Annotated in this window: 19 protein-coding genes; 10 read left to right on the top strand and 9 right to left on the bottom strand. The window is 60.3% G+C overall.

Annotated features, from left to right (window positions below):
• Nucleotides 1-13: 13 nt before the first annotated feature.
• From TSACC_RS10665 to TSACC_RS10675, 3 genes are all read right to left on the bottom strand, one after another.
• Nucleotides 14-1,546, bottom strand: a complete 1,533-nt coding sequence (locus TSACC_RS10665; protein ID WP_075079285.1) for a S1C family serine protease — start codon at nucleotides 1,544-1,546, stop codon at nucleotides 14-16.
• A complete protein-coding gene (locus TSACC_RS10670; protein WP_075079286.1) occupies nucleotides 1,530-2,975 on the bottom strand; it encodes a S1C family serine protease in 1,446 nt (481 codons plus the stop codon). The genes TSACC_RS10665 and TSACC_RS10670 overlap by 17 nt, the downstream gene beginning before the upstream one ends.
• Before the next feature lie 79 nt (nucleotides 2,976-3,054).
• On the bottom strand, nucleotides 3,055-4,332 hold the full coding sequence (locus tag TSACC_RS10675; RefSeq protein ID WP_075079287.1) for a carbohydrate porin: 1,278 nt from the start codon (nucleotides 4,330-4,332) through the stop codon (nucleotides 3,055-3,057).
• A gap of 345 nt (nucleotides 4,333-4,677) precedes the next feature.
• On the opposite strand from TSACC_RS10675, the gene rnc reads away from it, so the two are divergent.
• From rnc to TSACC_RS10690, 3 genes are read left to right on the top strand one after another with little or no spacing between them, the layout of a single operon-like run.
• Nucleotides 4,678-5,394 (top strand): ribonuclease III, encoded by a 717-nt coding sequence (gene rnc, locus TSACC_RS10680; RefSeq protein ID WP_075079288.1) that lies wholly within the window; start codon nucleotides 4,678-4,680, stop codon nucleotides 5,392-5,394.
• Complete coding sequence (locus tag TSACC_RS10685; protein ID WP_153811391.1) at nucleotides 5,391-5,945, top strand: hypothetical protein; 555 nt, start codon at nucleotides 5,391-5,393, stop codon at nucleotides 5,943-5,945. The genes rnc and TSACC_RS10685 overlap by 4 nt, the downstream gene beginning before the upstream one ends.
• 47 nt (nucleotides 5,946-5,992) lie before the next feature.
• Nucleotides 5,993-7,633, top strand: coding sequence for a mucoidy inhibitor MuiA family protein (locus TSACC_RS10690; protein WP_075079290.1), 1,641 nt, complete (start codon nucleotides 5,993-5,995; stop codon nucleotides 7,631-7,633).
• Here the strand turns inward: TSACC_RS10690 and TSACC_RS10695 are convergent.
• Nucleotides 7,630-7,911 carry a 4a-hydroxytetrahydrobiopterin dehydratase gene (locus TSACC_RS10695; protein ID WP_075079291.1) on the bottom strand — a complete coding sequence of 94 codons (282 nt, stop codon included), beginning with the start codon at nucleotides 7,909-7,911 and terminating at the stop codon, nucleotides 7,630-7,632. The two genes, TSACC_RS10690 and TSACC_RS10695, sit on opposite strands and share 4 nt — an antisense overlap.
• 80 nt (nucleotides 7,912-7,991) lie before the next feature.
• Between TSACC_RS10695 and cysK the strand changes: the two genes are divergently transcribed.
• Nucleotides 7,992-8,975, top strand: coding sequence for a cysteine synthase A (gene cysK, locus TSACC_RS10700; RefSeq protein ID WP_075079292.1), 984 nt, complete (start codon nucleotides 7,992-7,994; stop codon nucleotides 8,973-8,975).
• Between the two features lie 4 nt (nucleotides 8,976-8,979).
• Nucleotides 8,980-9,678 (top strand): tetratricopeptide repeat protein, encoded by a 699-nt coding sequence (locus TSACC_RS10705; protein ID WP_075079293.1) that lies wholly within the window; start codon nucleotides 8,980-8,982, stop codon nucleotides 9,676-9,678.
• Nucleotides 9,679-9,692: 14 nt separating this feature from the next.
• Here TSACC_RS10705 and TSACC_RS10710 read toward each other — a convergent pair whose 3' ends face one another.
• From TSACC_RS10710 to TSACC_RS10720, 3 genes are read right to left on the bottom strand one after another with little or no spacing between them, the layout of a single operon-like run.
• A complete protein-coding gene (locus tag TSACC_RS10710; RefSeq protein ID WP_075079294.1) occupies nucleotides 9,693-10,490 on the bottom strand; it encodes a bactofilin family protein in 798 nt (265 codons plus the stop codon).
• Nucleotides 10,491-10,496: 6 nt separating this feature from the next.
• Nucleotides 10,497-10,952 carry a bactofilin family protein gene (locus tag TSACC_RS10715; RefSeq protein ID WP_075079295.1) on the bottom strand — a complete coding sequence of 152 codons (456 nt, stop codon included), beginning with the start codon at nucleotides 10,950-10,952 and terminating at the stop codon, nucleotides 10,497-10,499.
• Between the two features lie 40 nt (nucleotides 10,953-10,992).
• On the bottom strand, nucleotides 10,993-12,405 hold the full coding sequence (locus TSACC_RS10720) for a dihydrolipoyl dehydrogenase family protein (RefSeq protein ID WP_075079296.1): 1,413 nt from the start codon (nucleotides 12,403-12,405) through the stop codon (nucleotides 10,993-10,995).
• A gap of 45 nt (nucleotides 12,406-12,450) precedes the next feature.
• Here TSACC_RS10720 and TSACC_RS10725 point away from each other — a divergent pair, with 45 nt between their 5' ends.
• Nucleotides 12,451-13,986 (top strand): hypothetical protein, encoded by a 1,536-nt coding sequence (locus tag TSACC_RS10725; protein ID WP_153811392.1) that lies wholly within the window; start codon nucleotides 12,451-12,453, stop codon nucleotides 13,984-13,986.
• Here the strand turns inward: TSACC_RS10725 and TSACC_RS10730 are convergent.
• A complete protein-coding gene (locus tag TSACC_RS10730) occupies nucleotides 13,983-15,542 on the bottom strand; it encodes a hypothetical protein (RefSeq protein ID WP_075079298.1) in 1,560 nt (519 codons plus the stop codon). The two genes, TSACC_RS10725 and TSACC_RS10730, sit on opposite strands and share 4 nt — an antisense overlap.
• 232 nt (nucleotides 15,543-15,774) lie before the next feature.
• Here TSACC_RS10730 and gyrB point away from each other — a divergent pair, with 232 nt between their 5' ends.
• From gyrB to TSACC_RS10750, 4 genes are read left to right on the top strand one after another with little or no spacing between them, the layout of a single operon-like run.
• On the top strand, nucleotides 15,775-18,363 hold the full coding sequence (gene gyrB / locus TSACC_RS10735; protein WP_075079299.1) for a DNA topoisomerase (ATP-hydrolyzing) subunit B: 2,589 nt from the start codon (nucleotides 15,775-15,777) through the stop codon (nucleotides 18,361-18,363).
• A 24-nt stretch (nucleotides 18,364-18,387) separates the two neighbouring features.
• On the top strand, nucleotides 18,388-20,949 hold the full coding sequence (gene gyrA / locus TSACC_RS10740; protein ID WP_075079300.1) for a DNA gyrase subunit A: 2,562 nt from the start codon (nucleotides 18,388-18,390) through the stop codon (nucleotides 20,947-20,949).
• A gap of 12 nt (nucleotides 20,950-20,961) precedes the next feature.
• On the top strand, nucleotides 20,962-21,987 hold the full coding sequence (locus TSACC_RS10745; RefSeq protein WP_169809608.1) for a Gfo/Idh/MocA family protein: 1,026 nt from the start codon (nucleotides 20,962-20,964) through the stop codon (nucleotides 21,985-21,987).
• A 51-nt stretch (nucleotides 21,988-22,038) separates the two neighbouring features.
• Entirely contained in the window at nucleotides 22,039-22,491 is a 453-nt protein-coding gene (locus TSACC_RS10750; RefSeq protein WP_075079302.1) for a DUF3828 domain-containing protein, read from the top strand.
• Between the two features lie 62 nt (nucleotides 22,492-22,553).
• On the opposite strand, the gene TSACC_RS10755 is transcribed toward TSACC_RS10750, so the two are convergent.
• Nucleotides 22,554-23,345: an alpha/beta hydrolase gene (locus TSACC_RS10755; RefSeq protein ID WP_075079303.1), complete on the bottom strand. Its 792-nt coding sequence runs from the start codon at nucleotides 23,343-23,345 to the stop codon at nucleotides 22,554-22,556.
• Nucleotides 23,346-23,406: the final 61 nt, after the last annotated feature.

The following is a 23,406-nucleotide window of genomic DNA, read 5'->3' on the forward strand; positions in this document are numbered from 1 at the left end:
AACGCGGGAAGCCCTAGTTCAGATTCTTCAACTCCGGGATGCCGTATTCCTGTCGGATCTGGGCGTCGGATTTTTCGGACTCGGCTGCGTCGAGATAGATGATCGGCGGATCGTCGTCGAACTCGATCTTGTGGAAGCCGTTCTTGGGATTGGCGATGGCCTTGGCAAGGTCGTTCAGGCTTTTGATTGGCACATCATTGACCTTGCTGACGACGAGATGCTCGAGGTCCTGGTAACCGAGGGCACTGGCAGTCGGGAAGACCTGGCTGAGGAAGACCACCTTGCCGCGATCGGCAGTATTATCTTCATCCTGGAAGGCGTCGAGAGCGACGAGGCGCTGAGGGGCTTCCTTAGGCCAGTTGGCACCCCACTCCTGGAGATAGGGGCGGGAGAGTTCCTGGAAAACCAATCCGCCGACCACGAGATAGCGAGGTTGTTTGTCGAAGATATATGGGTCGCTGACGATGCTGCTGCGATCGACCGGCTCCAGCGTGACGGGGATCGTTTGCTTCTGGCCGTCGCGCAGGACGACGAAGTCGACCTTGTCTCCGACCTTTGCGTCAGTGCTCGTGAGATGGCTGAACGTCAGTTTGCCGTAAAGCGGGTGATCGAACTCGCCGTCCTGATTGATCGCCCTGCCAGCTACGGCCAGAATAACATCGCCGCGTTTGAGGCCTGCCTTGTCGGCGGCGCCTCCGGGGCGGACGGCGGTCACATAGACGCCGCCATCGTCCTTCAGCCCCACATAACGGCGGAGTTGTGGGTCGCGAGTGGGCGAATAGCCCAGACCAATGCGAGGGAAGCCCTGGTACGTGGCCTGGGCGGCGTCGGCGAGGAAGTGTCCGATAACCGGCGCAGGAATGATATCCGCCGTCTGGCTGCGGGAATCATAACGCATAAGCAGACCGACGAGAGCGCCATCGCGCACGGCGGGGATCGTGAAGCTGCTATCGCGGCTCTGGATGGGAGAGCTGATACGAAAGGTGAGCAATGCCAACTGACCGAGCGGATACGGAGCGACGGCAATGGTCGTGATGGTGCCAGGGGTCTGGGCGACGAGGCCGTTGGTTTCCAGTTGAAGCAGCTCAATGTGATCACCCACCACGGCATCCTTGTCCAATGCAAGGGGCCTGGCGTTTTTCAGGAAGTTTTCGTCGGATGGGGCAAGGAGAGCGAGGTTGCTGTCGTAGTCGACGGTGATGACCTGGCCTGCCACCCGGGCATTGGTGACGGGATCCTCCAGCTCGATGTAGGTGCTATTGGTGACGAGTTCCGCCGTGACGAGGATGCGATTCTTTTCCACTACGACGCCGAGGCCTTTACGAAAATAGGGGGCCTTTTTGTTCCAGGGGCGGAAGAAGTCGTAGGACTGGTTGGTCGAGTTGACGCGGACCAGCGATGCGGCAGTGACCTCTGAGGACACAGGTGGAGGAGTTGCCGCCGGCTGGTTCGGGTGAGTGGCTGCGGAGTGGAGAGCGGGGACGAGCGCGAGAAGCGCGGCGATGGTGAAGGAAAACCGGCGCATGGGACTAAAGCTGCTGTTCATTGACGACTCCGTAGCGGGCGCGGACGCGTTCGCGGGCCTGATCGACGGCCTGCTTTTCCAGGACGAGCGGACGGCCCTGTCCGACCATCTCGATGACATAGTAATCGGCTGGTTTCTTAAGGGCCTCAGCAAGGTCGTCGAGCTTGCGGATTTTCTGGCCGTTGATGGTGTCGACGATGTTGTAGCGGAACTCCCCCGAGTAGGCATTCACCGGGTCGGCAAGGATCGAACTGAGAGTGATGATCTCCTGCCGGTCACGATAGAGGTGATCGGAAATGAAATGGTCGAAGTAGTAGCGGAGACGGAGGTCGGCAGGATCGTGCTCGCGCATAAAATTCGCGTCGACCGGCTGGAAAACGAGTCCGCCAAAGACGACGAAGCGCGGCTTTTCATCATAGGCGTTGGCCTGAAGGGTAAAGGGCCACGAGTGGGTGAGGGGAACGGTGACGTCTTCTTCCTTGCCGTCACGAAGGATGTGAAATTTCACCTTTTCCCCGCGGAACTTGCGCTCGACGACTTCTGCCATCTCGACTGGATCGCCGGAGTCCATCTTGACCGTGCCATCACTCGCGATCGGCAGGCCGTCAATCGCGAGGAGGACATCTCCGGTTTTGAGGACACCATCACTATTGCCGCCCCCAAAGACATCGCCCACGACGACGCCTGTGTCCTCGTCGCTGAGACCGAGGGCACGGCGCATGGCGGGATTGTGAAGCGAGTGATAGCTCAGGCTCAGATCGACGTATTTGTCGTAACGTCCGTCCTCGATATCTTTCAGGAAGCGCCGGACGACCGGGGTCGGAATCATGTAGCCAACATTCTGAGCGACGTCGCCGCTGTATCCCTGGAAGGCCACGCCGACGACCTTGCCATCCTGGAGGACGGGGCCGCCGCTGTTGCCGGGGTTGATGGCGGCATCGATCTGAATCGTGAGATGCGAGTCCACGCCGGAGTGCGTGTAGGGTTGGAAGTCGATGCGTGAGACGATGCCTCGTGTGACCGAAAGACGGTCACCGCCGATCGGATAGCCGTAGACGGAAACGGTCGACTCGATGGCCGGGATGCCGCCGAAAGTGAGGGCGGTCGTTCCCTTGAAGAAGTTCGGATCATCCACGGTGAGCAGAGCGAGATCGCAGTCGTGAGCGATGAAGAGGACTCGAGCGAGGTAGGGCTTGGGATCGCCCTCCTTGGAGACAAGGAGGAACCGGCTGTTGCTGACCACGTGCGCGTTGGTCATGATCCGGTTGTTATCGATAATGAAACCTGCGCCAACGCCGCTGATGACGTTGCCCCCGGCCCACGGGACCCGGTAGTTGGGGTCTTGGGAGGTGGCTTGGATACGAACCAGGCTATCGGCGACTCGTGCGGCGGGCAGGCACGCAAAGGGTGCCAGCAGCAGGCAGAGCACCCAAAAGCAACGACGGGACATATGCGCGAGAACCTAAGCCTGTACGGGGCGTTGACAACTCGGAATTTTTACGGATTTGCGAAACTTGCCCGCGAATGGCCTAAAACGAAGCTCCGACCTGGACGCCGAGGATGAGAGCATCTCCGATATTTCCAGTTCCTCCGGGACGGAGTACGTACTGGATATCGGGCTGAACAGTGAGGTTCGGGGTCAATTGGATGAGGTAGCTCCATTCCAGGACCGACTCGGTGGTGGGGCGACCAAAACCTAACGTCGCATAGGCGTCCGCGTAGTCGCTACTCCAGCCGCCAACGAGGAACGAGAACAATGTTTGATCCTGGTCCCGGCCGGGAATGAGTCCCTGCCAGATCGCTCCGGCAAATCCCATTACGGGCATGGTGGCGATTTCAGGCTGGGGATTGCCGGTGGCTCCTCCCCACAGCGAGAAACTGATATTCGGATTGGCTGGGTTGCGCCAGATCATCTGCTGGGCGAGGGCGTAAAACCCGTAGGAGTTTTGCTGTGTGCCGTCTCCGAGAAACTCGTCCTCGGGCAGGTTGGAATAATAGAGACCTGCAACATAGGTGCCGGGTAGCCCGGAGGGAGCACTTGAGACGGAGGGCGTCACGGATTTGGCATCCTTCCCGGAGGGGACTGGGGACTGACCAAGGGTCGGGGTCCACCCCACCTCGCCGAGGAGGAGTATGCCGTCACCGGAGCGGATGGAGAAATCCAGGCCGTGATAGGCGGTGAGACCGAGGCGTTCCGTCGCCTGGTAGATTCCGGCGGAGACATAGGTGTCTGAGGTGGGGGTGTATTTTGCATAGGCGCCCCAGGTCGCATTCGGAGAGGCGGTGAACTCCGAGTTCAGGAAAACGGTGAGAGGATTGCCGTTGATGCCTCCGTTGACCTGGAGCCCGAAGGCGGGAAGCGTGGCAAAGGTGTCGCCAGCGGTGATGCGGCCGAGGCGGAACTGGAGGGCATTGTCGAGAAACGACTGCTGCCAGTAGAGTTCGTAAAACATCATCGTGGGTGTGACGTATGCCTGGGAGGCGGTGAAGATGTTGCCAATATCGTCGGAGATGTTGCTGCCTGCGGCATCTGCTCCGGAGATCACCATCGAGGCACCGGGCACCTTGAGGAGTTTTTCCAAATCCAGCGTCGCTCCGAAGGTGAGCTCCTGCGACCAGGCGGCGGATTGATCGAGGCCTCCGATGGGGTTTCCCTGGAATACGCCGAAATAGGTGATAAATGGCTTCACGCCCGCATCCTTCATCGTCCCGAACTCTTGATTTACCCATGCCGGAATGTCCCAGAAGGGGGGATTCTTCAGCGATGTGGACGTATCCGACCCAGCTGTGGCGGTGAACAGGGTCATAATGAGCGCGGTGCATGCTCCTGCCGCTTTGTGTACCAGGGTCCGACCCGGTCTGTAGCTTCCTGAAGCCATGCAGCGGTGCTACCACCTTGATGAGCCGAGAAAAGAGGAAACTTGCGGGTTTTCTGTCACGACATGGGCAAGAAAACATGCCCCTGATGGGGCAATCCGGAGTACGTTGATGCTTATGGACTTGCCAAGCCCTCACACCGCCGCCTAAAGAATACGGGGAAATTATTCGCGCTTGGTTGCGTGTAACATATTGATGTTTTTCTTGTTACATTTACCCGGCGCTCAAGACAGGTAGACATGCCGACCACAGATCCAAGCCGACACGCATCCATCATGAACCCGTTGGAGGAGCGGATGGGCTATAAGTTTCGCAATGGCCTGCTTCTGGCAGAGGCATTGACGCACCCCAGCATCTCGCTGGAGCGGAAGAACTATCCCTTCGACAACCAGCGCTTGGAATTCCTGGGCGATGCGGTGATCCAGCTTGTGGTGACGGAGCATCTTTACCGGCTGTATCCCGATTTCAGCGAGGGCCAGATGACCAAACTTCGCACTCGTATCGTGTCGCGTCCCGCGCTCAAGGCGCATGCCGTCCTGATGGATCTCGGTCGCTACCTGATGATGGGCCGCGGCGAGGAGGCCAGTGGTGGGCGCGAGCGTGCCTCAACCCTGGCGGATGCTTTTGAAAGCGTGGTGGGCGCGATCTACCTCGATGGGGGATTCGATGCGGCGCGGAATTTTGTTCTACGCGAGACGCTGGATGACTTTGAGCGCATCGCGAAGAACCCCGAGGAGGTGAATCCCAAGGGAACCTTGCAGGAAATTTTGCAAGCTATCGAGCCGTGTGCGCCAGCCTATGAGGTGGTGGAACAGACAGGGCCGGATCATTCCAAACACTTCGTTTCCAAGGTGATCTGGAGTGAGATCGAGCTGGGCAGGGGGGAGGGCCTCAGCAAGAAGCAGGCGCAGGTGGCAGCCGCCTCCGATGCGCTTGATCGACAGCTCTGGTTGCGCAAAGACAAGCGCTCGGGTACTGCTGCATCTGTATGATGTATCCGGTCGACCTTCACGCCGTGGGACTCGTCCTCGGGTTGGCGCTCATTTTGGGCCATGTTCTGGCCTTCGTAAAGCCGACGGCGACCGCATCGGCGCTAAAAGGTTTTCCCCGTTCTCGTGCCGCAGGGACAGTGCTCATCGCGATTGCGGGCATCTGGGGTTTCATTCTCATCACGACCATGGATCTTGGTGAATTTGCCCATTTAAGGCGGGTCATGGCGATTGCGGTGGTGGCTGGTACCGTTCTTTCCTGGCGGTATATGGAGGAGTTTCTGGCTGTACGCGCGCTGGGGATGATCGCCCTGCTCGCTTCCGAGCCTATTTTGGAAGCGGCATTTCTCCGTCCGGAGACCAGTCGTTTGCTCGTCGTAGTGCTTGCCTATGTTTGGATCATTCTCGGCCTGTTCTGGGTGGGAATGCCGTGGATGCTGCGTGATCAGATCACCTGGCTGACCAGCCAGAAGCTCCGTCTCAAGGCGGCGACGGTGGGCGGGATCGTTTACGGCGTGGCCGTGCTTTTTTGCGCGGTGGCTCTCTGGAAGTAAGATTTTTCGGGAAAATTGCAGTCTTCTGGCGTTGACTAGGTAACGCCATGAGAAAGACCGCTCTCCCGCTGGCCGCCCTCGTTTGGGCCGGTCATCTTTCCGCCGCCCCGATCGATGCCTCTTCCCAAATCTCCGCCGTCACAGTCTATGCCGACCGGGCGAGAGTGACTCGCTCGGCGGAGGTGACCTTGCCGGAGGGGGAAAGCGTGGTGCGTCTCGGCGGGCTCCCTGCAAATCTCGATCCCTCCAGCGTTCAGGCGGGAGGTACTGGCACGGGGGTGAAGATCCTTGGGCTGGAAATCCGCGATGTCTTCTTTGACGAGGCGGTAAATCCCCGGGTGCGGGAGCTTGAGGCGCAGCTACAAGCCTTTCAGGATCAGGAGGCGACGCTGGTTGCCAAGAATGCGGATCTCAAGGAACGCCGCACTTTTTTGAACAAGGTGCGCGACGGGCTGGCCCAGCCGGGTGCGGAGGAGGGAAAGAGTTCGTCGGGCAGCAGCCTGGAGAAGGTGAAGCCGCTTTATGAATTTTACGGAGCCGAGAGTGTGGCGATTTCCGAGGCGAGTCAGGCCAATGCCATCGCTCTTCGCGAGCTCGCGCCCAAGAAACAGGTGATCGTCGATGAATTGAATCGTCTGCGCTCGGGCGGAGGCAAGACGGAGAAGCAGGTACTGGTGGCGGTGAAGGCATCGTCTCCGGCGAAAGCTTCGCTTTCCCTGGGATACAATATGACCGGAGCCTCATGGCAGCCGCTCTACGACGCAAGAGTCAATACCCAGACAGGCGCGATCGAACTGGCCTATTATGGAAACGTGCGCCAGCAGACGGGAGAGAACTGGGACGGTGTAAAGCTGTCGCTTTCCACGGCAAGGCCCAATGTGGGGGCGCGCATGCCGGAGCTGGAGCCCTGGTGGCTGAACTTCATTCAGCCGATGGCGGCCGCGGCTCCGCGCGCTCTTGGCTATGCGCGGAATGAGCTGGCCAAGAATAAATTCGTCGCAGGCGCCGATGCCGATATCGCGGCTGAACCAGCGCCCGCCCCCATGGAATACGAACAGGCGCAGATCGAAAGCTCGGGTGTTTCCGTGGTTTTCGAAATCAAGATTCCCGCGACGATTCCGAGCGATGGAGAGGAGCATCGCGTGGCGATTGCGACGCAGAAATTCGATGGCAAAATCGAGTATGTGACGACGCCGAAGCTGGCAGATGTGGCCTTTCTCAAGACCCGCCTGACCAACTCCAGCGGAGCGCCGATCCTCGGTGGCAAGGTGAATGTCTTCCGCGATGGGGACTTCATCGGCGACAGCCATGTGAACTTCATCGCTCCCGGCGCGGACTTTGATTTCTACCTCGGGGCGGATGACAATGTGAAGGTCACGCGCAAGACGCTGGTGGACCGGGCCGCGGAGAACGGGCTCTTCCAGAAGCGCAAGGGCGTGACGCGCAAATACGAAACGACGGTGGAGAACTTCAAGAGCCAGCCGGTGAAGGTGACGGTGCTGGATCAACTTCCGGTGGCCCAGGATGCGAGCATTACCGTGCGGGATGTGAAGTTCAGCGACACCCCGACGCAGGAAAAGGATACCGGCAAACTGACTTGGACCTTTGATCTGGCTCCGAAGCAGAAGAAACAGATCACCGAGGAGTTCACGGTCGACTGGCCGTCCGAAAAAGACGTGAGCTTCTAAACCAGCGCGTCGATCTGGCGGGCGAGTGCGAAGTCCTTTTCAGTAAGGCCGCCCTTGCTGTGGGTCGTAAGAGAGAGGCGGATGGTATTCCAGCGGATGTCGATATCCGGGTGGTGGTCGGCGATTTCGGCCAGAACGGCCACGCGGTTTACGTAGTTCATCGCCTCGGCAAAATCACGAAAGACGCGCCTGCAGGCGATGGCCGAAGCCTCCCGGGCCCAGGTGGGCACGGAGGGGAGTTCGTGGGCGATTTCCATCTCGGAAAGCAGGCCGGGCATGGCGGGAATCCTACAAAAATAGCCTTTCCCGTCGCAAGGGCCGCGTGTAGGTTGCGCTTTCCCCTATCAAATCAATCGTCATGGGCAAAATTTACAACAACATCGTTGAGACCGTCGGACGCACTCCCCTCGTCAAACTGAACAAGGTGACCGAGGGCGTGAATGCCACCATCGCGCTGAAATGCGAGTTTTTCAATCCGCTGGGAAGCGTGAAGGACCGTATCGGCATGGCGATGATCGAGGAGGCCGAGAAGAGCGGTGTGCTCACCAAGGACACCGTGATCGTCGAGCCGACCAGCGGCAACACCGGTATCGCCCTCGCGTTCGTCGCCGCCTCCAAGGGCTACAAGCTCATCCTGACCATGCCCGAGACGATGAGCCTTGAGCGCCGCACGCTCCTCGCCATGCTGGGTGCCAAACTGGTGCTCACTCCAGGTGCCGAGGGGATGAAGGGAGCCATCGCCCGAGCCGAGCAGATCGTGAAGGAGACGCCGAACTCGTGGATTCCGCAGCAGTTTTACAACCCGGCCAACCCGGCGATTCACTCCAAGACGACAGCGGAGGAGATCTGGGAGGATACCGACGGCAAGGTCGATATCTTTGTCGCAGCCGTCGGCACTGGCGGAACGATCACTGGTGTTTACGAGGCACTGGCTCCGCGCAAGGCGGGCTTTGCGGCCGTCGCAGTCGAGCCGAAGGATTCGCCGGTCATTTCGCAAACCCTCGCCGGTGAGCCGGTGAAGCCGGGTCCGCACAAGATTCAGGGCACGGGCGCGGGATTCGTTCCCGGCAACCTGCATCTCAAGGCCTCCGATGGATCGGAGCAGATCACCGAATGTATCCAGGTCGCGAATGAAGACGCTTTCGCCATGGCTCGTCGCCTGGCGAAGGAAGAGGGCATCCTCGTCGGTATCAGCACAGGTGCCAACGTGTGGGCCGCCCTACAGGTCGCGAAGCGCCCGGAGAATGCGGGCAAGCTGATCGTTACGGTAGCCTGCTCCACGGGAGAGCGTTATCTGAGCACGGCCCTGGCCGAGGAAGCTCGCGCGGAGGTGGGAGCCTAATCTTATGTCCAAGGACCAACTTCCTCCGGCGGAGGATCGTTTGCTGCAATCCGACGGGTTCGACTCCGATTTGTTCTGGACCAAGTATCGCTCGGTCATCATCGGCGGCGCCATCGCCGTGGTGGTTATCGCCCTGGGCGGCGGTTTCTACTGGCTGAGCGAGCGCAATACGCGGATCAACTCGGAGAAATCCTTTGCCGAGGCCACCACGGTGGAAGCCTGGCAGACGCTCATTGCCCAGTACCCGAAATCGCAGGCGGCAGCCGATGCGTACTTCCTTGTCGCTGCCGCTCAGCGCGATGGGGGCAAGATCGAGGACTCTACGGCAACGTATAAGAAGTTCCTGGAGATCTTCCCGAAGAACACGCTTACCGGCGCGGCTCGTCTCGGAATCGCCCAAAACCTCGAGCAGCAGAATAAGCTGAGTGAGGCTCTCGATGCCCTGCGTGATGTGCAAGCCCAGGATGGGAAAAGCTACGTGGCTTCATTTGCCCTACTGGAGCAGGCTCGGATACTTCTGCGCCAGAATAAGCTCGAGGAGGCTCGTGGAGCTTTGAATACCCTGACCCAGACCTACCCGACGACTCCGGCGGCAATGTTTGGCGGATCGATCCTGTCCGATGTGCAGGCATTGATTCCTCCGCCGGCTGTGACGGCTGTCGTCGCTCCGCAGCCTGCTGCTGCGGCCTCAGCCACACCGTAGCACGCGTCGGGCGTCTAGGACGCCAGACCGAGATTGGTTAATCCCTCGAGAGGAAGCGTCTTTTCAGGCGCTTCCTTTTCGCTTTTCTGGATGGGGGAGGCTGGCTGCACGGTGCTGTCGGCGAGCAAAAAACCGCCCTTTTCGACCACGACAGCCCTGGCGGTGAGTCGACCCTCAAGGCGGCCATGACGGTGAACATGGACCTGGCCCTCACAATGGAAATTCCCCCGGGCCGAGCCATGCAAAATGATTTCGGCGGCAATGAGCGGGAGGGGGAAATCGAGCCTGGCTCCTTTTTCAATCACGATCGATTTTGCGGCGATCCGGCAGCTCATGATGCCGGAGTAGGCGATACGCACAGTGCCTTCGCAACGCAGGGTGCCGTTGACCTCGCCGCGGATATCGGCCTCGCCACAGACGATGTAGCCGTTGCTGAGGGAGCCTTTGGCCTCCACGATCAGCCGTCCACGAGTGTCGACGGGGCGGGCGACCTTGGAGTCGAAGATGATGTCGTCAAACTCGATCGAGGCGGAGCAGCCCGGGCAGATCGTGCTGCGGGCGGAGGCTGATACCTCATGCGTCCGCCGACAGCGATAACATCGCACCTCCCGGACATGACGCTGCGCCGCTGTCGGCTGAGACCGGGGAGCGGCGGGCGCTGGCGCGGGTTTTTCTTTTCCGGTTACCGGAGCGCCAATCTCATAGTAGCTGCCGCAGGAGCGGCAGTACGTGGAGATGGCGGTTACGGGCTCGAGCTGGACGTACTCGCAGTGCGGGCACCGGAACGGGGCCTTGCGGAGATTGTCCTGCATGGAGCCTTAGGACACGGCAGGCGCGGAAGCAGACTGGGTCTTGGTGGTGGCAGGAGCTGTGCCGCGGTCGGAGGCCTTGAAGGCCGGAGCGGGCTTGTTCGGGGTGACCTCGGATTTGCCGATAAAGGTCGCGCCTTCCTCGATGACGATGCGCACGGCGCGGAGATCGCCGGTGAGCTGGGAACTGGCCTTGAGCTCGACGCGCTCGGTCACGGTGATGTTGCCGTTGACGGTGCCGTGCACGACGACGTTCTTGGTGCGGACTTCGCCATTCACCTCGGCGTTTTTGCCCAGGGTGAGATTGCCGTTTTCGGAGACGATTTCGCCTTCGATTTTGCCGTCAAAGATCAGTTCGCTCTCGAAGTTGATGGCGCCTTTGATCTGGACGTCGTTGGTGAGGATATTCTTGGTGGCAGAAGGAGTGGTATCCGGCATAAAGCTCGTCAAATTGTTGAGGTTCATAGGGCGATAACGGGCAAATCTAGCGGTGAACCTAGGCAGGTCAACTCCCGACCGAGGCGTCCTCCGCCAAATCGGAGGCGGGGTAGGTCCAAATTTCGCACAGGGTGGGGTGATAGTGCGGTATGAGGGCAAACTGACCGGCAGTGGAGCGGAATCGCATGGCCACGACGACCTCCTCAATGAGGTCGGAGGCGTGCGGTCCGACGACGGAGGCGCCGATGATCTCCCGGGAGTGCTTTTCCACGATGAGTTTCACGAAGCCGTGCAGTTCATCCATGATCAGGGACTTGCCATGGTCGTTGAATGGGTAGGAGGCGGTGAGATATTCCACACCCTTCGCCGCGGCCTCGGCTTCCGAGAGTCCCACGGCTGCGACCTGCGGCTCGGTAAAGACGGCGTAGAGCTTGAGCCGGTAGTCGATCTTCTCCAGCAAGTCGGAACCGGCGAGCACCTTGGCGGCGTTGCGGGCGGCGAGTTCCGCCTGCTCGATGGCGATATGGACGACCTCGTAAGGCCCGCAGCAATCCCCGGCGGCGAAGATATGAGGCTGGGATGTTTGCTGGGTGGCGCTGGCGGCGATGTGGCTGCCCTCCACGAGGATGCCAGCTTTGTCCAGCCCGAGGTGAGCGAGATGGGGGCGGCGGCCAAGGGCGTTGAGCAGGGCGGGGGCCTCGACGGTGTGGGTGGCGCCGTTCTTCTCAAAGGTGATGCGGCGAAGGTCGCCTTCCCGCTCGATCTTGACCAGCGTGGTGCCGGTGTGGATTTCCAGCCCGCGATCGCTCAAGGCGTGCTCGAGTTCTTTCGCCACGTCGGGGTCCACGCCGGTCAGGAGTTGGGCGCTGCGCTGGATGATGGTGACTTTGGTCCCCAGGCTGGCGAAGTAATGAGCCATCTCCAGAGCGACGGGGCCTGCGCCGAGGACGATGAGGGAGGGTGGGATCGTGGTCAACTCCAACACGTCGTCGCTCGTCCATGCTCCAGACTCCGCCAGCCCGGGCACCGACGGAACATTGACGACGGACCCGGTGGCCACGATGGCCGACCGGGTGGTGATGGTGCGAGTCGTTCCGTCGAGCAGATCGACGTGCAGGGTGTTGGCGTCGAGGAAGGAGGCTTTTCCACGGACAAATTCAAACTTGCCGGTCTCCAGCTGCTCGCGGCGGTAGTCGGCGAACTCTCCGATAAGCCGCCGCTTGCGGGCGATGATCTCGGTGGCGTCGTAGCTAAAATCCGTGACGCGGAGACCGAATTCGCGGGCCTGGCCGAAGGCGCGGAAGCGGTTGGCGGATTCGATAAGCGATTTGCTCGGCATGCAGCCCCGGAGAATGCAGAGGCCACCCACCTCTTTCCCGCCATCGAGCACGATGGTTTTGAGTCCCAGCGAGGCGGCGGTGCGCGCGGCGGCATAGCCCGCGCTGCCTCCGCCGATCACGGCAAAGTCGTAGTCGCTCATGCGTCCTACTTGCTCCATCCGGGAGAAAAAGGAAAGGGCGAGTTTATGGGTGATCACCGTCGCTTTCAGGAGGAGTCAATAAACGGAGCGCTCTTCGCCCCTGTGAGTGCGGCCTTGAGTTTGCGGGAGCTTCCCGGCACGATGCCCGTCGACCCCTCAGGAATCGCTATGTGGAAGAAACAACCCCGCTCCGGGCTTTGGTGGAAGGCCGGCCTCGCCATGACCGTCCTGTGCGTGGCAGGATGCGGGCGCCAGAGTCCGGGAACGGGTGAGGTGACTGAATCGACGCCAACTCCGCAGCCGTCCATCACGCCGAAACTCGGGTTTCGTTCGATGGAGCCGGGTACTGAGGCAAAGCAGCGACCGGTTTCGGAGGTTCTGGCCGACATGGCCATGGCCAATGGCGATGAAGCCAAGGCAACACTGGCGGCGGCGTATTCCGCCCGCCTTTCTCGCGATGAACTCATTCAGAGCATTCGTGATTTGCAGGCTCAGCCCGGTTCCATGCAGGAGGTCGTATTGCGGGCGATGCTGAAGCAGCTCGCATCTCATGCTCCGTCTGTCGCGCTACAGCTCGCGTTGGAGAAAGACCCTCAAGCGGCTAATGACGGGCTGGCGGCAATGGTGGCCGAGCAATGGGCGGGCACGGATTATGCGGGTTTGTACGACTATTCGCGAACTCTCACATCGGATCTCTTAAAATATCGGGTGGGTGCTTATGCGGCATTTGCTTGGGCCTCGCGCGATCCGACGGCGGCGTTTCAGTATTTTTCCGGCTTATCGATGCGGGATGGAGGCGGGTTTATCGGTATCGCGGCCAGCGAACTGGCGAAACGTGATCCGAACGCCGCGCTTGAGGCGTTGGACAAGATTCAAAACGATCAGGTATGGGACCGGGCGGCGGGCAAGATCACGGAGGTTATCGCTCAACAGGCTCCCGACCAGGCAATCGCGTTGCTCTTTGACCAGGACGACCCGAAGGCGGCGGCGCCGATCGCAAATGCGCTGGGATCGGTCATGGCGGAATCCTCGGCGGCGGCAGGCATAGGCGTACTCAATCGCCTGGAAGACCCGCGCGTCGCGTATAGCTTTCTTTTCGGAATGCTCGGAAAATTGCGCGAGGGCGATGTGTCGGAATTCGCTGCGAATTTTTCGCAGATCAAAAACGAGAATGTCCGCGCTATGGCCGCGAGGAGCATGGCTCGCGATGTGGCGAGGCGGGACCCAAACGAGGCTCTGGCCTGGGCGGCCGCCCTGACCAATGATGAGCAGAGTCGGCGGATGGCCTATCAAGGCGCAGCGAGCGGCTATGCGGCTAATAATCCCCAGGCTGCGGCGCGGTGGTTTGAGACGTTGCCGCAGGGTGCTGAGCGGGAAAGCGCCATTTACGGATTCGTCGAGCAGTATCAATGGCGTCAGCCGGCGGATTCTGCCAACTGGGCATTGAAAATCACCAATGCCGAGGCACGCCAGCGCTACCTGAGCTCAGTTCTGGCCAATTGGTCCCGGCGCGATGCTGAGGCGGCCCGGACGTGGGCCACGCAGACGGGGAACCTTCAGTTTCTCCAAACGAGAAACTAATCCTGCGTCACCTCGTAGATGCGGAAGAACCGGTTCTGATTCACCAGCCGGAGAAAGCGCGGCGGGACGGGACGGGTGCGGAAAAGCTCGGTGGCGAAGCTTGATGCCGGTAGAGGTGTCCCCAGGACTTGCGCGGAATTTTCCAAGATGCGCGAGGGTTCGTACGCGATGACGTAACGGACATGGTGGTCCTCGAGAATCTTCCGGGCTTTTTCCTGATCGGTGGTGGTGTAAAACTCCGCGGTGTCAACGATGCCGGGTAGACTTTGGTGAGAGCTGCCGCCCATGCCGGGATGGCGGCTCCAGTAGACCGCGGCAGGCGTGAGCCACCAGGGAGCAAGGATGCTGCCGGGATTTGTCATGGCCGGAATGGTGCTGCGAAGCAGGACGGCGTCGGCGAGGTTCTCGTTGCGGGCGCGGAGTTCCTCCTGATCGGGGAAGAGCTTTTCATCCCACTCGGAGGCAACTGGCCAGAGAGCGATGATGAAGGCGGCCCAGGCAACAGACTTCCAAGGGATGGCCGCCAAGGCGATGGGCAGCGCGAAGGCGAAACTCAGGGCAAGGAAATACCCCCAGCGCATATGCCAGAGGGTGAGTCCGGTGAGAAGGAGGAGCATGAGCGCCCAGGCGACACCTTTCAGTGCGCGCAGTTGCAGGCTGCGCAGGATGAGCAGGGCCGGGACGATGGCCAGTAGCCATCCGCACCATGCAAAGATTTGCGGGATGGAGGTGTGCTGGAGTTCGCCTATGCTCTGCGCCCAGCGCCAAAATATCGCTTTGTACGCATCGGGGAGACCCGTGCCACGCCACCCATCAAAAAGCAGCCAGAGAGCCAGTATGGAAAAAAAGACGATCAGGCTCCTACGGTCGGGAAGCAAGGCGTGACGACGGGGAGCCAAGCCGACAAGGACCCGGAGCAGGAGGGTGGCAACCAGGAGGATGGCGGGTTCGAACAAAGAAACCCAGAGGGCGAGGCCCCAGCTGATGGCGGAGACGAGATGCCAGCGACCGGGAATGTTTCGCCAGAGGGCGAGTTCCGCCGCCCAGGCGATTCCGACAAGGAGGATGATGAGTGACTGGTGGTCGGGGCGACCAAGCTGAAAGCCGTGGACGAGGATGGGGGAAAGAACGACAGTCACGAGAAGCGGCCATCGTAGACCTCCGGGAAAGACCTTGCCTGACCACCACCAGAGGTAGCCGACCAGAAGCATGCCGACGAGGGGCGAAATGTATGCTCCCGCCAGATCGAGGGATTGGGCGGAGAAGGGCTTTAGTACGAGTGAAAGCCCGGCAATAAGGAAATCCAGGGGAGCTGTTGTGTGCGGAGTCGTACCCTCCGGGTAGTTCTCGAAATCGTGGTGGCGCAGCGGGGTGAAGGGATGCTCAAGGACCATCTGCACCCTGGTCATACGGGCGTAGCAGTCTCCGTCGGCAAAATAGACGCCATCCTCAAAGAAGACCGTCTTGGAGTTCCACGTATAGGTCAGGAAGGCTGCTGCCACGATAAGCAACCCGCCCAGGAGGGAGTAAATACGGCGCACGAGGGTGTCGGACACAGCCCTTGGGATACCGCAAGAGGTGGGGAAAAGGGAAGCCCGGCGAGGTGGGTATCCTGGAGAGTTGTCCTAACGTGGGCAACCGAGACTCAAACGCAATATGTTGTGTTGGGCTAATATCATCTCTCAAGATGCTGTGGCTCAGGGAAGTAAAAAACGGTTGTCTGAACTCCCGGCAACCCCTAGACTTGCCCGTTTAACAGGTTTCCTTCCTGCCAACACTCTTCCATTGATGTCCGACGAACCGAATCTTACGCCGAACAGCGAGAAATACGACGCTTCCAAAATCGACAAACTCGAGGGCTTGGCTGGCGTGCGACAGCGCCCCGGAATGTACATCGGACCCACGGACGAGCGAGGTCTGCACCATTGCGTCTTTGAGGTGCTCGACAACTCGATCGACGAACACCTGGCTGGGTACTGTACGCGCATCGATGTGACCCTGCATGCGGATGGGTCGTGCTCCATCAAGGACAACGGACGCGGCATCCCGGTCGACATGCACCCGAAGTTCAAGGTGCCGGCCATCGAGCTCGTGCTGACGAATCTCCACGCGGGCGGCAAATTCGGCCAGGGTGCGTATAAATTCTCCGGCGGTCTCCACGGTGTGGGCGCCAAGTGCGTGAACGCGCTTTCGGACTGGTTCAAGGTCGAGGTGTCCCGCGACGGCCAGGTGTACCACATGGCCTTTGAGCGCGGCGTGACGACGCAGAAGCTTACGGTCATCGGCGAGCTGAAGAACAAGAAGCAGACCGGCACGCTCATCACCTTCCTGCCCGACCCGACGATCTTCAACATCACGGTCGAGTTTCAATTTGCAAAGCTGGCGGCTCGTCTGCGCGAGCTGGCCTTCCTTAATCCGGGGCTCGAGATCAATCTCATCGACGAGCGCGGGGAGACGGAGCGGCGCGAGCAGTATCTCTACAAGCTCGGTATCGAGGAATTCGTCCGCCAGCTCGGCGAGAACAAGCAACTCATTCACCCGAAGCCGATCGTGCTCGACGGCAAGCGCAAGGTGAAGTTCCGCAACAAGGACCAGCAGGAGGTCGAGGACGATATGTATTGCGACCTCGTGCTGCAGTACAACGACAGCTTCAACGACCAGATCCTCTGCTTTACCAACGCCATTCCGAACCCGGACGGCGGCACGCATTCGACCGGTTTCCGCACGGCGCTGACGCGTGCGATCAACCAGTACGCGAAGCAGAACAACCTCGTGAAAGACAAGGACCCGACGATCTCGGGCGACGACGTCCGAGAGGGTCTCATCGCGGTCGTGTCCATCAAGCACCCATGGCCGGGCTTTGAGTCCCAGACCAAGGTGAAGCTGGTGACGCCTGAGGTGGAGGGCATCGTCTCCTCGATCACGTACGAGGGGCTGATGACGTTCTTTGACCAGAACCCGCCGATCGCCAAGAAGGTCGTCGAAAAAGGCCTCACCGCCGCCCGCGCCCGCGAGGCCGCGCGCAAGGCTCGTGAAACCGTCCGCAAGGGCGCAATGACCGGCGGCGGTCTCCCCGGCAAGCTGGCTGACTGCTCCGAGCGCGATCCGTCGCTGACCGAACTCTACATCGTCGAGGGCGACTCGGCCGGTGGCTCCGCCAAGCAGGGCCGCGACCGTCGTTTCCAGGCGATCCTGCCGATCCGAGGCAAGCTGATCAACGTGGAGAAGGCTCGCCTCGACAAGGTGCTCCAGAACACGGAAATCCAGACGATGATCACTGCCGTCGGCACGGGTATCGGTGCTGGCGACCAGGAGGGCGCCTTCAATCTCGCGAAGCTCCGCTACGGACGCATCATCATCATGACCGATGCCGATGTGGACGGCTCGCACATTCGCACGCTGCTCCTTACGTTCTTCTACCGGCAGATGCCGGAGCTCGTTCGCCAGGGCAAGATCTACATCGCGTGCCCGCCGCTCTACCTCATCAAGCGCAAAAAGCGCGAGGAGTACGTGGACGATGACGCCCAGCTCAACAAGATCCTCATTTCGCTCGGCGCTGAAGAGGTGAAGCTGAAGAACCTCGCCGACGGCAAGGTCTTCACCCCGGTCCAGCTCAAGGAACTGCTCGAACTGCTCGAAAGGCTGTCGAAGTTCAGCGAGGCGATCCGCCGCCATGGCGGAGACTTCGAGACCTATCTCAGCGAGCGCAATCCCGGCACCGGCCAGCTCCCGGCGTATCTCGTAAAGGTGCGTGAGGGTAACACCGAGTGGGTGACGTACTTCCCGGGTGAGGCCGAGATGCGCGCCTTCCACGAGGAGAATCTCGACCTGAATCTTTTCGAGGACGAACCCGAAGCGCCAGCGCTCGATGAAAACGGCCAGCCCGTTGTGATCGAGGCCGTGGCCGCTCCTGCTGAGAAATCGTCGAAGAAGAACGGCGTCCATCGCCGCGCCCGCAAGGTGGAACTCTATGAGTCCACAGCCGTGCAGAAGCTCATCGCGGAGCTGGACAAGAAGGGGCTCCACGTCGACCACTTCTCCAACAGTGATACGCCGCTCTTTGAGCTGATCGAAGGCGAGGGCGAGAAATCCACCACGCATCCGGTGTTCTCCATCCCCGAGATCCTCCAGCGCGTGCTGGATATCGGCAAGAAGGGCATGCAGATCCAGCGATTCAAGGGCTTGGGTGAAATGAACCCGAAGCAGCTCTTTGAGACGACGATGAACCCCAACAAGCGTAGACTCCTCCGCGTGGATCTCAACGAGGACAACGCGCTGAAGGCCGATGAGATGTTCACCATCCTGATGGGCGACGTCGTCGAACCGCGCCGCCAGTTCATCGAGGACAATGCGCTGAACGCCCGCCTGGACGTTTAATCCCACCCCAGATTTCCGAAGTACATGTACACTCTCAACGAGCGAGTAGAAAAAATCGACGTAGCCGATGAGATGTCGAAGTCGTTCCTCGACTATTCGATGTCGGTCATCATTTCCCGCGCTCTGCCGGATGCGCGCGACGGCCTGAAGCCATCGCAGCGCCGCATCCTTTTCGCGATGCACGAGCTGAGCCTTTATCCGCCGCGCAAGCACATGAAGTGCGCGAAGATCTGCGGTGATACGTCTGGTAACTATCACCCCCACGGCGAAGCGGTCATTTACCCGACCCTCGTGCACATGGCTCAGCCCTGGGCGATGCGCGACACGCTGATCGACCCGCAGGGGAACTTTGGTTCGGTGGAAGGCGACCCGCCGGCTGCCATGCGTTACACCGAGGCTCGCTTCACGCCCCTCGGCGGCACGCTTCTCGACGACCTGGAGAAGGACACCGTCGACCTCGTGCCGAACTACGACGAACGTCTCACCGAGCCAGTGGTATTTCCTGCTGCGTTCCCGAACCTGCTGATCAATGGCGGCACGGGTATCGCGGTCGGCATGGCGACGAACATCCCGACGCACAACCTGATCGAGATCATCAACGGCATCTGCGCCCAGATCGACGATCCGGATATCACGATCGAAGGTCTCATGGCCTACATCAAGGGGCCGGATTTCCCGACGGGCTGTCTGATTCAGGGCTCGACCGGCATCAAGTCGTACTTTGAAACCGGTCGTGGCTCGGTGCGCGTGCGCGCCCGTGTCGGCACGGAAGAGGCCAAGGGCGGCCGCGAGAATATCGTCATCACGGAAATTCCGTTCGGTGTAAACCGCGCCGACCTCGTGAAGCGCATCGCGGAACTCGTGAACGAGAAGGTGCTCACGGGCATCAGCGATGTGCGCGACGAATCCGACGAGCAGACCCGCGTCGTCGTCGACCTCAAGCGTGATGGCAATCCGAAGGTCATCATCAACAATCTCTACAAGCACACCGCGCTGGAGACCTCCTTCAGCGTGAATATGCTGGCGATCGATCACGGCAAGCCGCGCCTTCTTTCTCTCAAGGACGCGATCAACTGCTACATCGAGCACCGCCGCGAGGTCGTGCTGCGCCGCACCCGCTACCTGCTCAGCCAGGCCGAGATCGAAGCCGAGAAGCTCGAGGGTTACCTCATCGCTCTCGCAAACCTTGATGATTTCATCCGGATCATCCGCGACTCACGCGATCGCGATGAAGCCAAGGGTCGTTTGCTGGAGCTCAGCTGGACCCGTGAGATCGTCGAGCAGATCGGCATCCTCATTCGCGACGAGGCCCGCCTCATCAATGGCCACTATCGCTTCACCGAGAAGCAGGTGACCAGCATCCTCGACCTGCGCCTGTATCAGCTGACCGGCCTTGAGCGCGACAGCATCAAGGGCGAGTACGACGAACTCCTCAAGGTCATCCGCGATCTCCTCGACATTCTGGCCAAGGAGTCCCGAGTGCTGACGATCATCAAGGAAGAGCTGCGCGACATTCAGAAGCGTTACGGCACGGAGCGCCGCACGCAGATCGTTCCAGCCGAGGGCGAAATCGCCATCGAGGACCTGATCGCCAATGAGGGCGTGATCGTGACGCTCACGCACAACGGCTTCATCAAGCGCACGCTGGTGAGTGCCTACCGAGCGCAGAAGCGCGGCGGCAAGGGCGTGATCGGCATGACGGCACGTGAGGCGGAGAATGAAGAGGACAGCGACTTCGTTGAGCATCTCTTCACCGCGACCACGCACGACTACCTGATGTTCTTCACGCAGACCGGTCGATGCTACGTCGAGCGCGTGTTTGAGATTCCCGAAGGCTCCCGCGCGAGCAAGGGACGTTCCATCGCGAACTTCCTCGAGCTGCGCAATGACGAAAAGATCACGGCGACGATCCGCATTCAGGGGCAGAAGAAGGAAGAGGATACGTGGAGCAACCAGCTTCACATCGTCTTCGCGACCCGTAGCGGCATCGTGAAGAAGAGCAATCTCAGCGACTTCAAAAACATCCGCAAGGGCGGCATCATTGCCATCAAGATCGAGGAAGGCGACCACCTCATTGACTGCAAGCTCACGGGCGGGCAGGACGAGATCGTGCTCATCACTCACGAGGGCATGAGCATTCGCTTCCACGAGGAAGAGATGCGCGACCAGGGCCGCGACACCGTCGGCGTGTGGGGCATCCGCCCGAACAAGGGCGACTACATCATCGCTGCGGCGGTGGTGGAGAAGGATGCCTACCTGCTGGTGGCCGGAGAGAACGGCATCGGCAAGCAGACGGAATTCGAGGAATACCGCGTGCAGAGCCGCGGCGGCAAGGGTGTCATCACCATGAAAACCACCGAGAAGACTGGTGGCGTGGCCGGTGCGCTGACCGTGCGCGATAAAGACGAGATCATGCTCATCACGAACAAGGGCAAGATGGTCCGCACGAAGGTCGACGGCATTCGTGTGACCGGCCGCAACGCCCAGGGCGTGAAGCTGATCGACATGCGCGAAAGCGAAAACCTCCAGGCCATCGCGCCAGTCGTGAGCGAGCCGGAGGACGAGGATTCCAGCGCCCAGGCGTAAGCCTAACCTATCGTGAAACTCCAGTGGGGCATTCTGAGCACCGGGCGTATCGCCCGGCGCCTGGCCCAGGCGCTGGCAGTTTCCCAGACGGGGGAGCTGGCCGCCGTGGCCAGTCGCTCCCTGGAACCGGCCCGCGCGTTCGCTGAGGAATTCGGCGTGCCGCGAGCTTATGGTTCCTATGAGGAACTATTGGCTGATCCTGGCGTGCAGGCAGTCTATCTCGCCACGCCGCACCCGTTCCATCTGGAGTGGGTGATCAAGGCGGCGGAAGCGGGGAAGCATATCCTCTGCGAAAAGCCAGCCGGGATGAATGCTCGCGAGGTTGAGCAGATGCTTGCCGCGGCGAAGCGACATGGCGTCTTTTTCATGGAAGCCTTCATGTACCGCTGCCATCCGCAGACAGCGAAGGTGATCGAGATTTTACGCTCGGGGCGACTGGGTCAGGTGAAAACGATCGAGTGCAGCTTTGGCGGCCTGCCCGCCTATGAGCCGAAGAGCCGACTGTTTGCGCGGGAACTCGGTGGGGGAGCGATACTTGACATCGGCTGTTATTGCGCGTCGATGGCAAGGCTGGTCGCGGGTGTTTCGCTGGGTCGGGAGCTCGCGGAGCCGCTTGAAATCAAGGCGCTAGGGCAGCTTGATTCGGGCGAGGGAACAGATTTGCAGGCTCATGCGGTGCTGCGGTTTGAGGGCGGGATTTTTGCCCATCTGTCGACATCGATGGTCGCGCCGCTGGAGAATTGCGTGCGAGTGCACGGCACAGCCGGAGTCATGACGATCACGCAGCCATGGATCGCGGGATCGGCGGGTGCTTCGATCATCCTGAAGGACTACGCCAGCAATACCGCCGAGACGATTTCCACCGAGGACGCGACCGATCTGTATGCCTACGAACTCGATGCCGTGGCGCAGTATCAGAACGAAGGTGAGTCACCGTGGCCTGCGATGACCGGGGAGGATTCGCTGGGAAATCACCGCCTCCTCGACGCATGGCGCAAGGAAATCGGTCTGACTTATCCAGCGGACGAGGTTTTTTAGGCGCGGCCGAAAGGCTTGCGGTTTTGGAGCACAGGGTGAAAATTACGCCGTATGAGCCGTATCCTTGCCCTCCTACTCTTGGTTCTCCCGGTATCTGTCTCCCTCGCCAATGACGAAGCCGACATTCGCACGGCAGTGCAGGGATTTTACGACAGCTATATCCAGGCTCTGCCCAAGCTGAACGGCTACAAAGGGACAATGAACTTCGTGGCGAAGGACCCGCGCGTGACGCCGGAATTTGCGACAGCTTTGCGCAAGGTTTACACCAAGGCGCTCAAGGATGATCCTGAGCTCGGCTACGGCTCCGACGCGATCGTGTGCGGCCAGGACTGGCCGGACAAGGGATTTCAGGTCGGCAAGATCAAGATCGACCGAGATGGCGACGAAGCCGATGTGAAAGTGGTCAGTCGCGAACCAAATTTCAAACACACCATCGATGTCGAGGTGGTGAAGAGAAATGGCCGCTGGCTCATTAATGAGATCGGCGACATTTCGGGCGATTAAGGCACCTCGGAAGAAAAGCCGGACGAGCGAGGTCTGCCCGCCCGGCTATTTTGGTCGGTTCGTTAGGATTTCAGGCGCTTCTGCAGCCAGTTGAAACAGTCGTTCACCCAGGGAATGCCGTCCTTCATTCCCAGGCCGTGTCCGCCATCCTGGTAGATGTGAAGTTCGAAAGGCACTCCGGCCTTGCGGAGAGCTGACGCGAAATGCACGGCATTCTCGACCGGCACGGCACCATCCTCGTAGGTGTGCCAGATGAATGTCTGCGGGGTTTGAGCCGTGACGTTCTTTTCGGCGGACATGGCCTCCAGCATGTCTTGCTCAGCATCGACGCCGAGGAGATTTTCCTGCGAACCCTTGTGGGTGAAGTCACCCATCGTAATCACCGGGTAGCAGAGGATGCCGAGATCGGGGCGGGAGGACTCGCGATCAATCGGGTCGCTGGCGTTGGCATCAGCCTCGATCCACTGGGTCAAAACCGTGGCGGCGAGGTGGCCGCCGGCGGAAGAGCCAATGATGACGATCTTTTTGGGATCATACCCGCGCTCGGCTGCCTGCGAACGAACGATGCGCACAGCGCGCGAGGCGTCTGTAAGCATGGTGGGATGGCGATAGCCATCGGAGCCGAGGCGGTAGTTGCAGACAAAGGCGTGGAAGCCCCAGAGTTGGAAAAGACCGGCGAAACCTTCTCCCTCCTGGCCGGAGAGAAAGCCATAGCCGCCTCCCGGGAGGATGACGACGGCGCAGTCGCGGAAGGTGTTGCCGAAGGGTTCGTAGATGTCGAGGGTGGGAATGTCGGCGGGCGATGAACCCTTGGCATAAGGGGCGGGTCCATCCCAGAGAGGAATCGATTTCACGAGGGCGAACTTGCTCCCAAATCCGGGAGGGGGTCAAGGACTGGTCGGGGGATTTGTTGAC

The organism is Terrimicrobium sacchariphilum (assembly GCF_001613545.1).
Classification (GTDB): domain Bacteria; phylum Verrucomicrobiota; class Verrucomicrobiia; order Chthoniobacterales; family Terrimicrobiaceae; genus Terrimicrobium; species Terrimicrobium sacchariphilum.

What these genes read in the sequence shown, in the direction of transcription:
- TSACC_RS10705 (WP_075079293.1), top strand. Translation starts at nt 8,980, where the DNA reads ATGTCCAAGGACCAACTTCCTCCGGCGGAGGATCGTTTGCTGCAATCC.
- TSACC_RS10720 (WP_075079296.1), bottom strand. Translation starts at nt 12,405, where the DNA reads ATGAGCGACTACGACTTTGCCGTGATCGGCGGAGGCAGCGCGGGCTAT.
- gyrB (WP_075079299.1), top strand. Translation starts at nt 15,775, where the DNA reads ATGTCCGACGAACCGAATCTTACGCCGAACAGCGAGAAATACGACGCT.
- TSACC_RS10690 (WP_075079290.1), top strand. Translation starts at nt 5,993, where the DNA reads ATGAGAAAGACCGCTCTCCCGCTGGCCGCCCTCGTTTGGGCCGGTCAT.
- TSACC_RS10725 (WP_153811392.1), top strand. Translation starts at nt 12,451, where the DNA reads ATGGGTGATCACCGTCGCTTTCAGGAGGAGTCAATAAACGGAGCGCTC.
- TSACC_RS10670 (WP_075079286.1), bottom strand. Translation starts at nt 2,975, where the DNA reads ATGTCCCGTCGTTGCTTTTGGGTGCTCTGCCTGCTGCTGGCACCCTTT.
- TSACC_RS10675 (WP_075079287.1), bottom strand. Translation starts at nt 4,332, where the DNA reads ATGACCCTGTTCACCGCCACAGCTGGGTCGGATACGTCCACATCGCTG.
- TSACC_RS10695 (WP_075079291.1), bottom strand. Translation starts at nt 7,911, where the DNA reads ATGCCCGGCCTGCTTTCCGAGATGGAAATCGCCCACGAACTCCCCTCC.
- TSACC_RS10715 (WP_075079295.1), bottom strand. Translation starts at nt 10,952, where the DNA reads ATGAACCTCAACAATTTGACGAGCTTTATGCCGGATACCACTCCTTCT.
- TSACC_RS10750 (WP_075079302.1), top strand. Translation starts at nt 22,039, where the DNA reads ATGAGCCGTATCCTTGCCCTCCTACTCTTGGTTCTCCCGGTATCTGTC.
- TSACC_RS10710 (WP_075079294.1), bottom strand. Translation starts at nt 10,490, where the DNA reads ATGCAGGACAATCTCCGCAAGGCCCCGTTCCGGTGCCCGCACTGCGAG.
- TSACC_RS10665 (WP_075079285.1), bottom strand. Translation starts at nt 1,546, where the DNA reads ATGAACAGCAGCTTTAGTCCCATGCGCCGGTTTTCCTTCACCATCGCC.
- gyrA (WP_075079300.1), top strand. Translation starts at nt 18,388, where the DNA reads ATGTACACTCTCAACGAGCGAGTAGAAAAAATCGACGTAGCCGATGAG.
- cysK (WP_075079292.1), top strand. Translation starts at nt 7,992, where the DNA reads ATGGGCAAAATTTACAACAACATCGTTGAGACCGTCGGACGCACTCCC.
- TSACC_RS10685 (WP_153811391.1), top strand. Translation starts at nt 5,391, where the DNA reads ATGATGTATCCGGTCGACCTTCACGCCGTGGGACTCGTCCTCGGGTTG.
- rnc (WP_075079288.1), top strand. Translation starts at nt 4,678, where the DNA reads ATGAACCCGTTGGAGGAGCGGATGGGCTATAAGTTTCGCAATGGCCTG.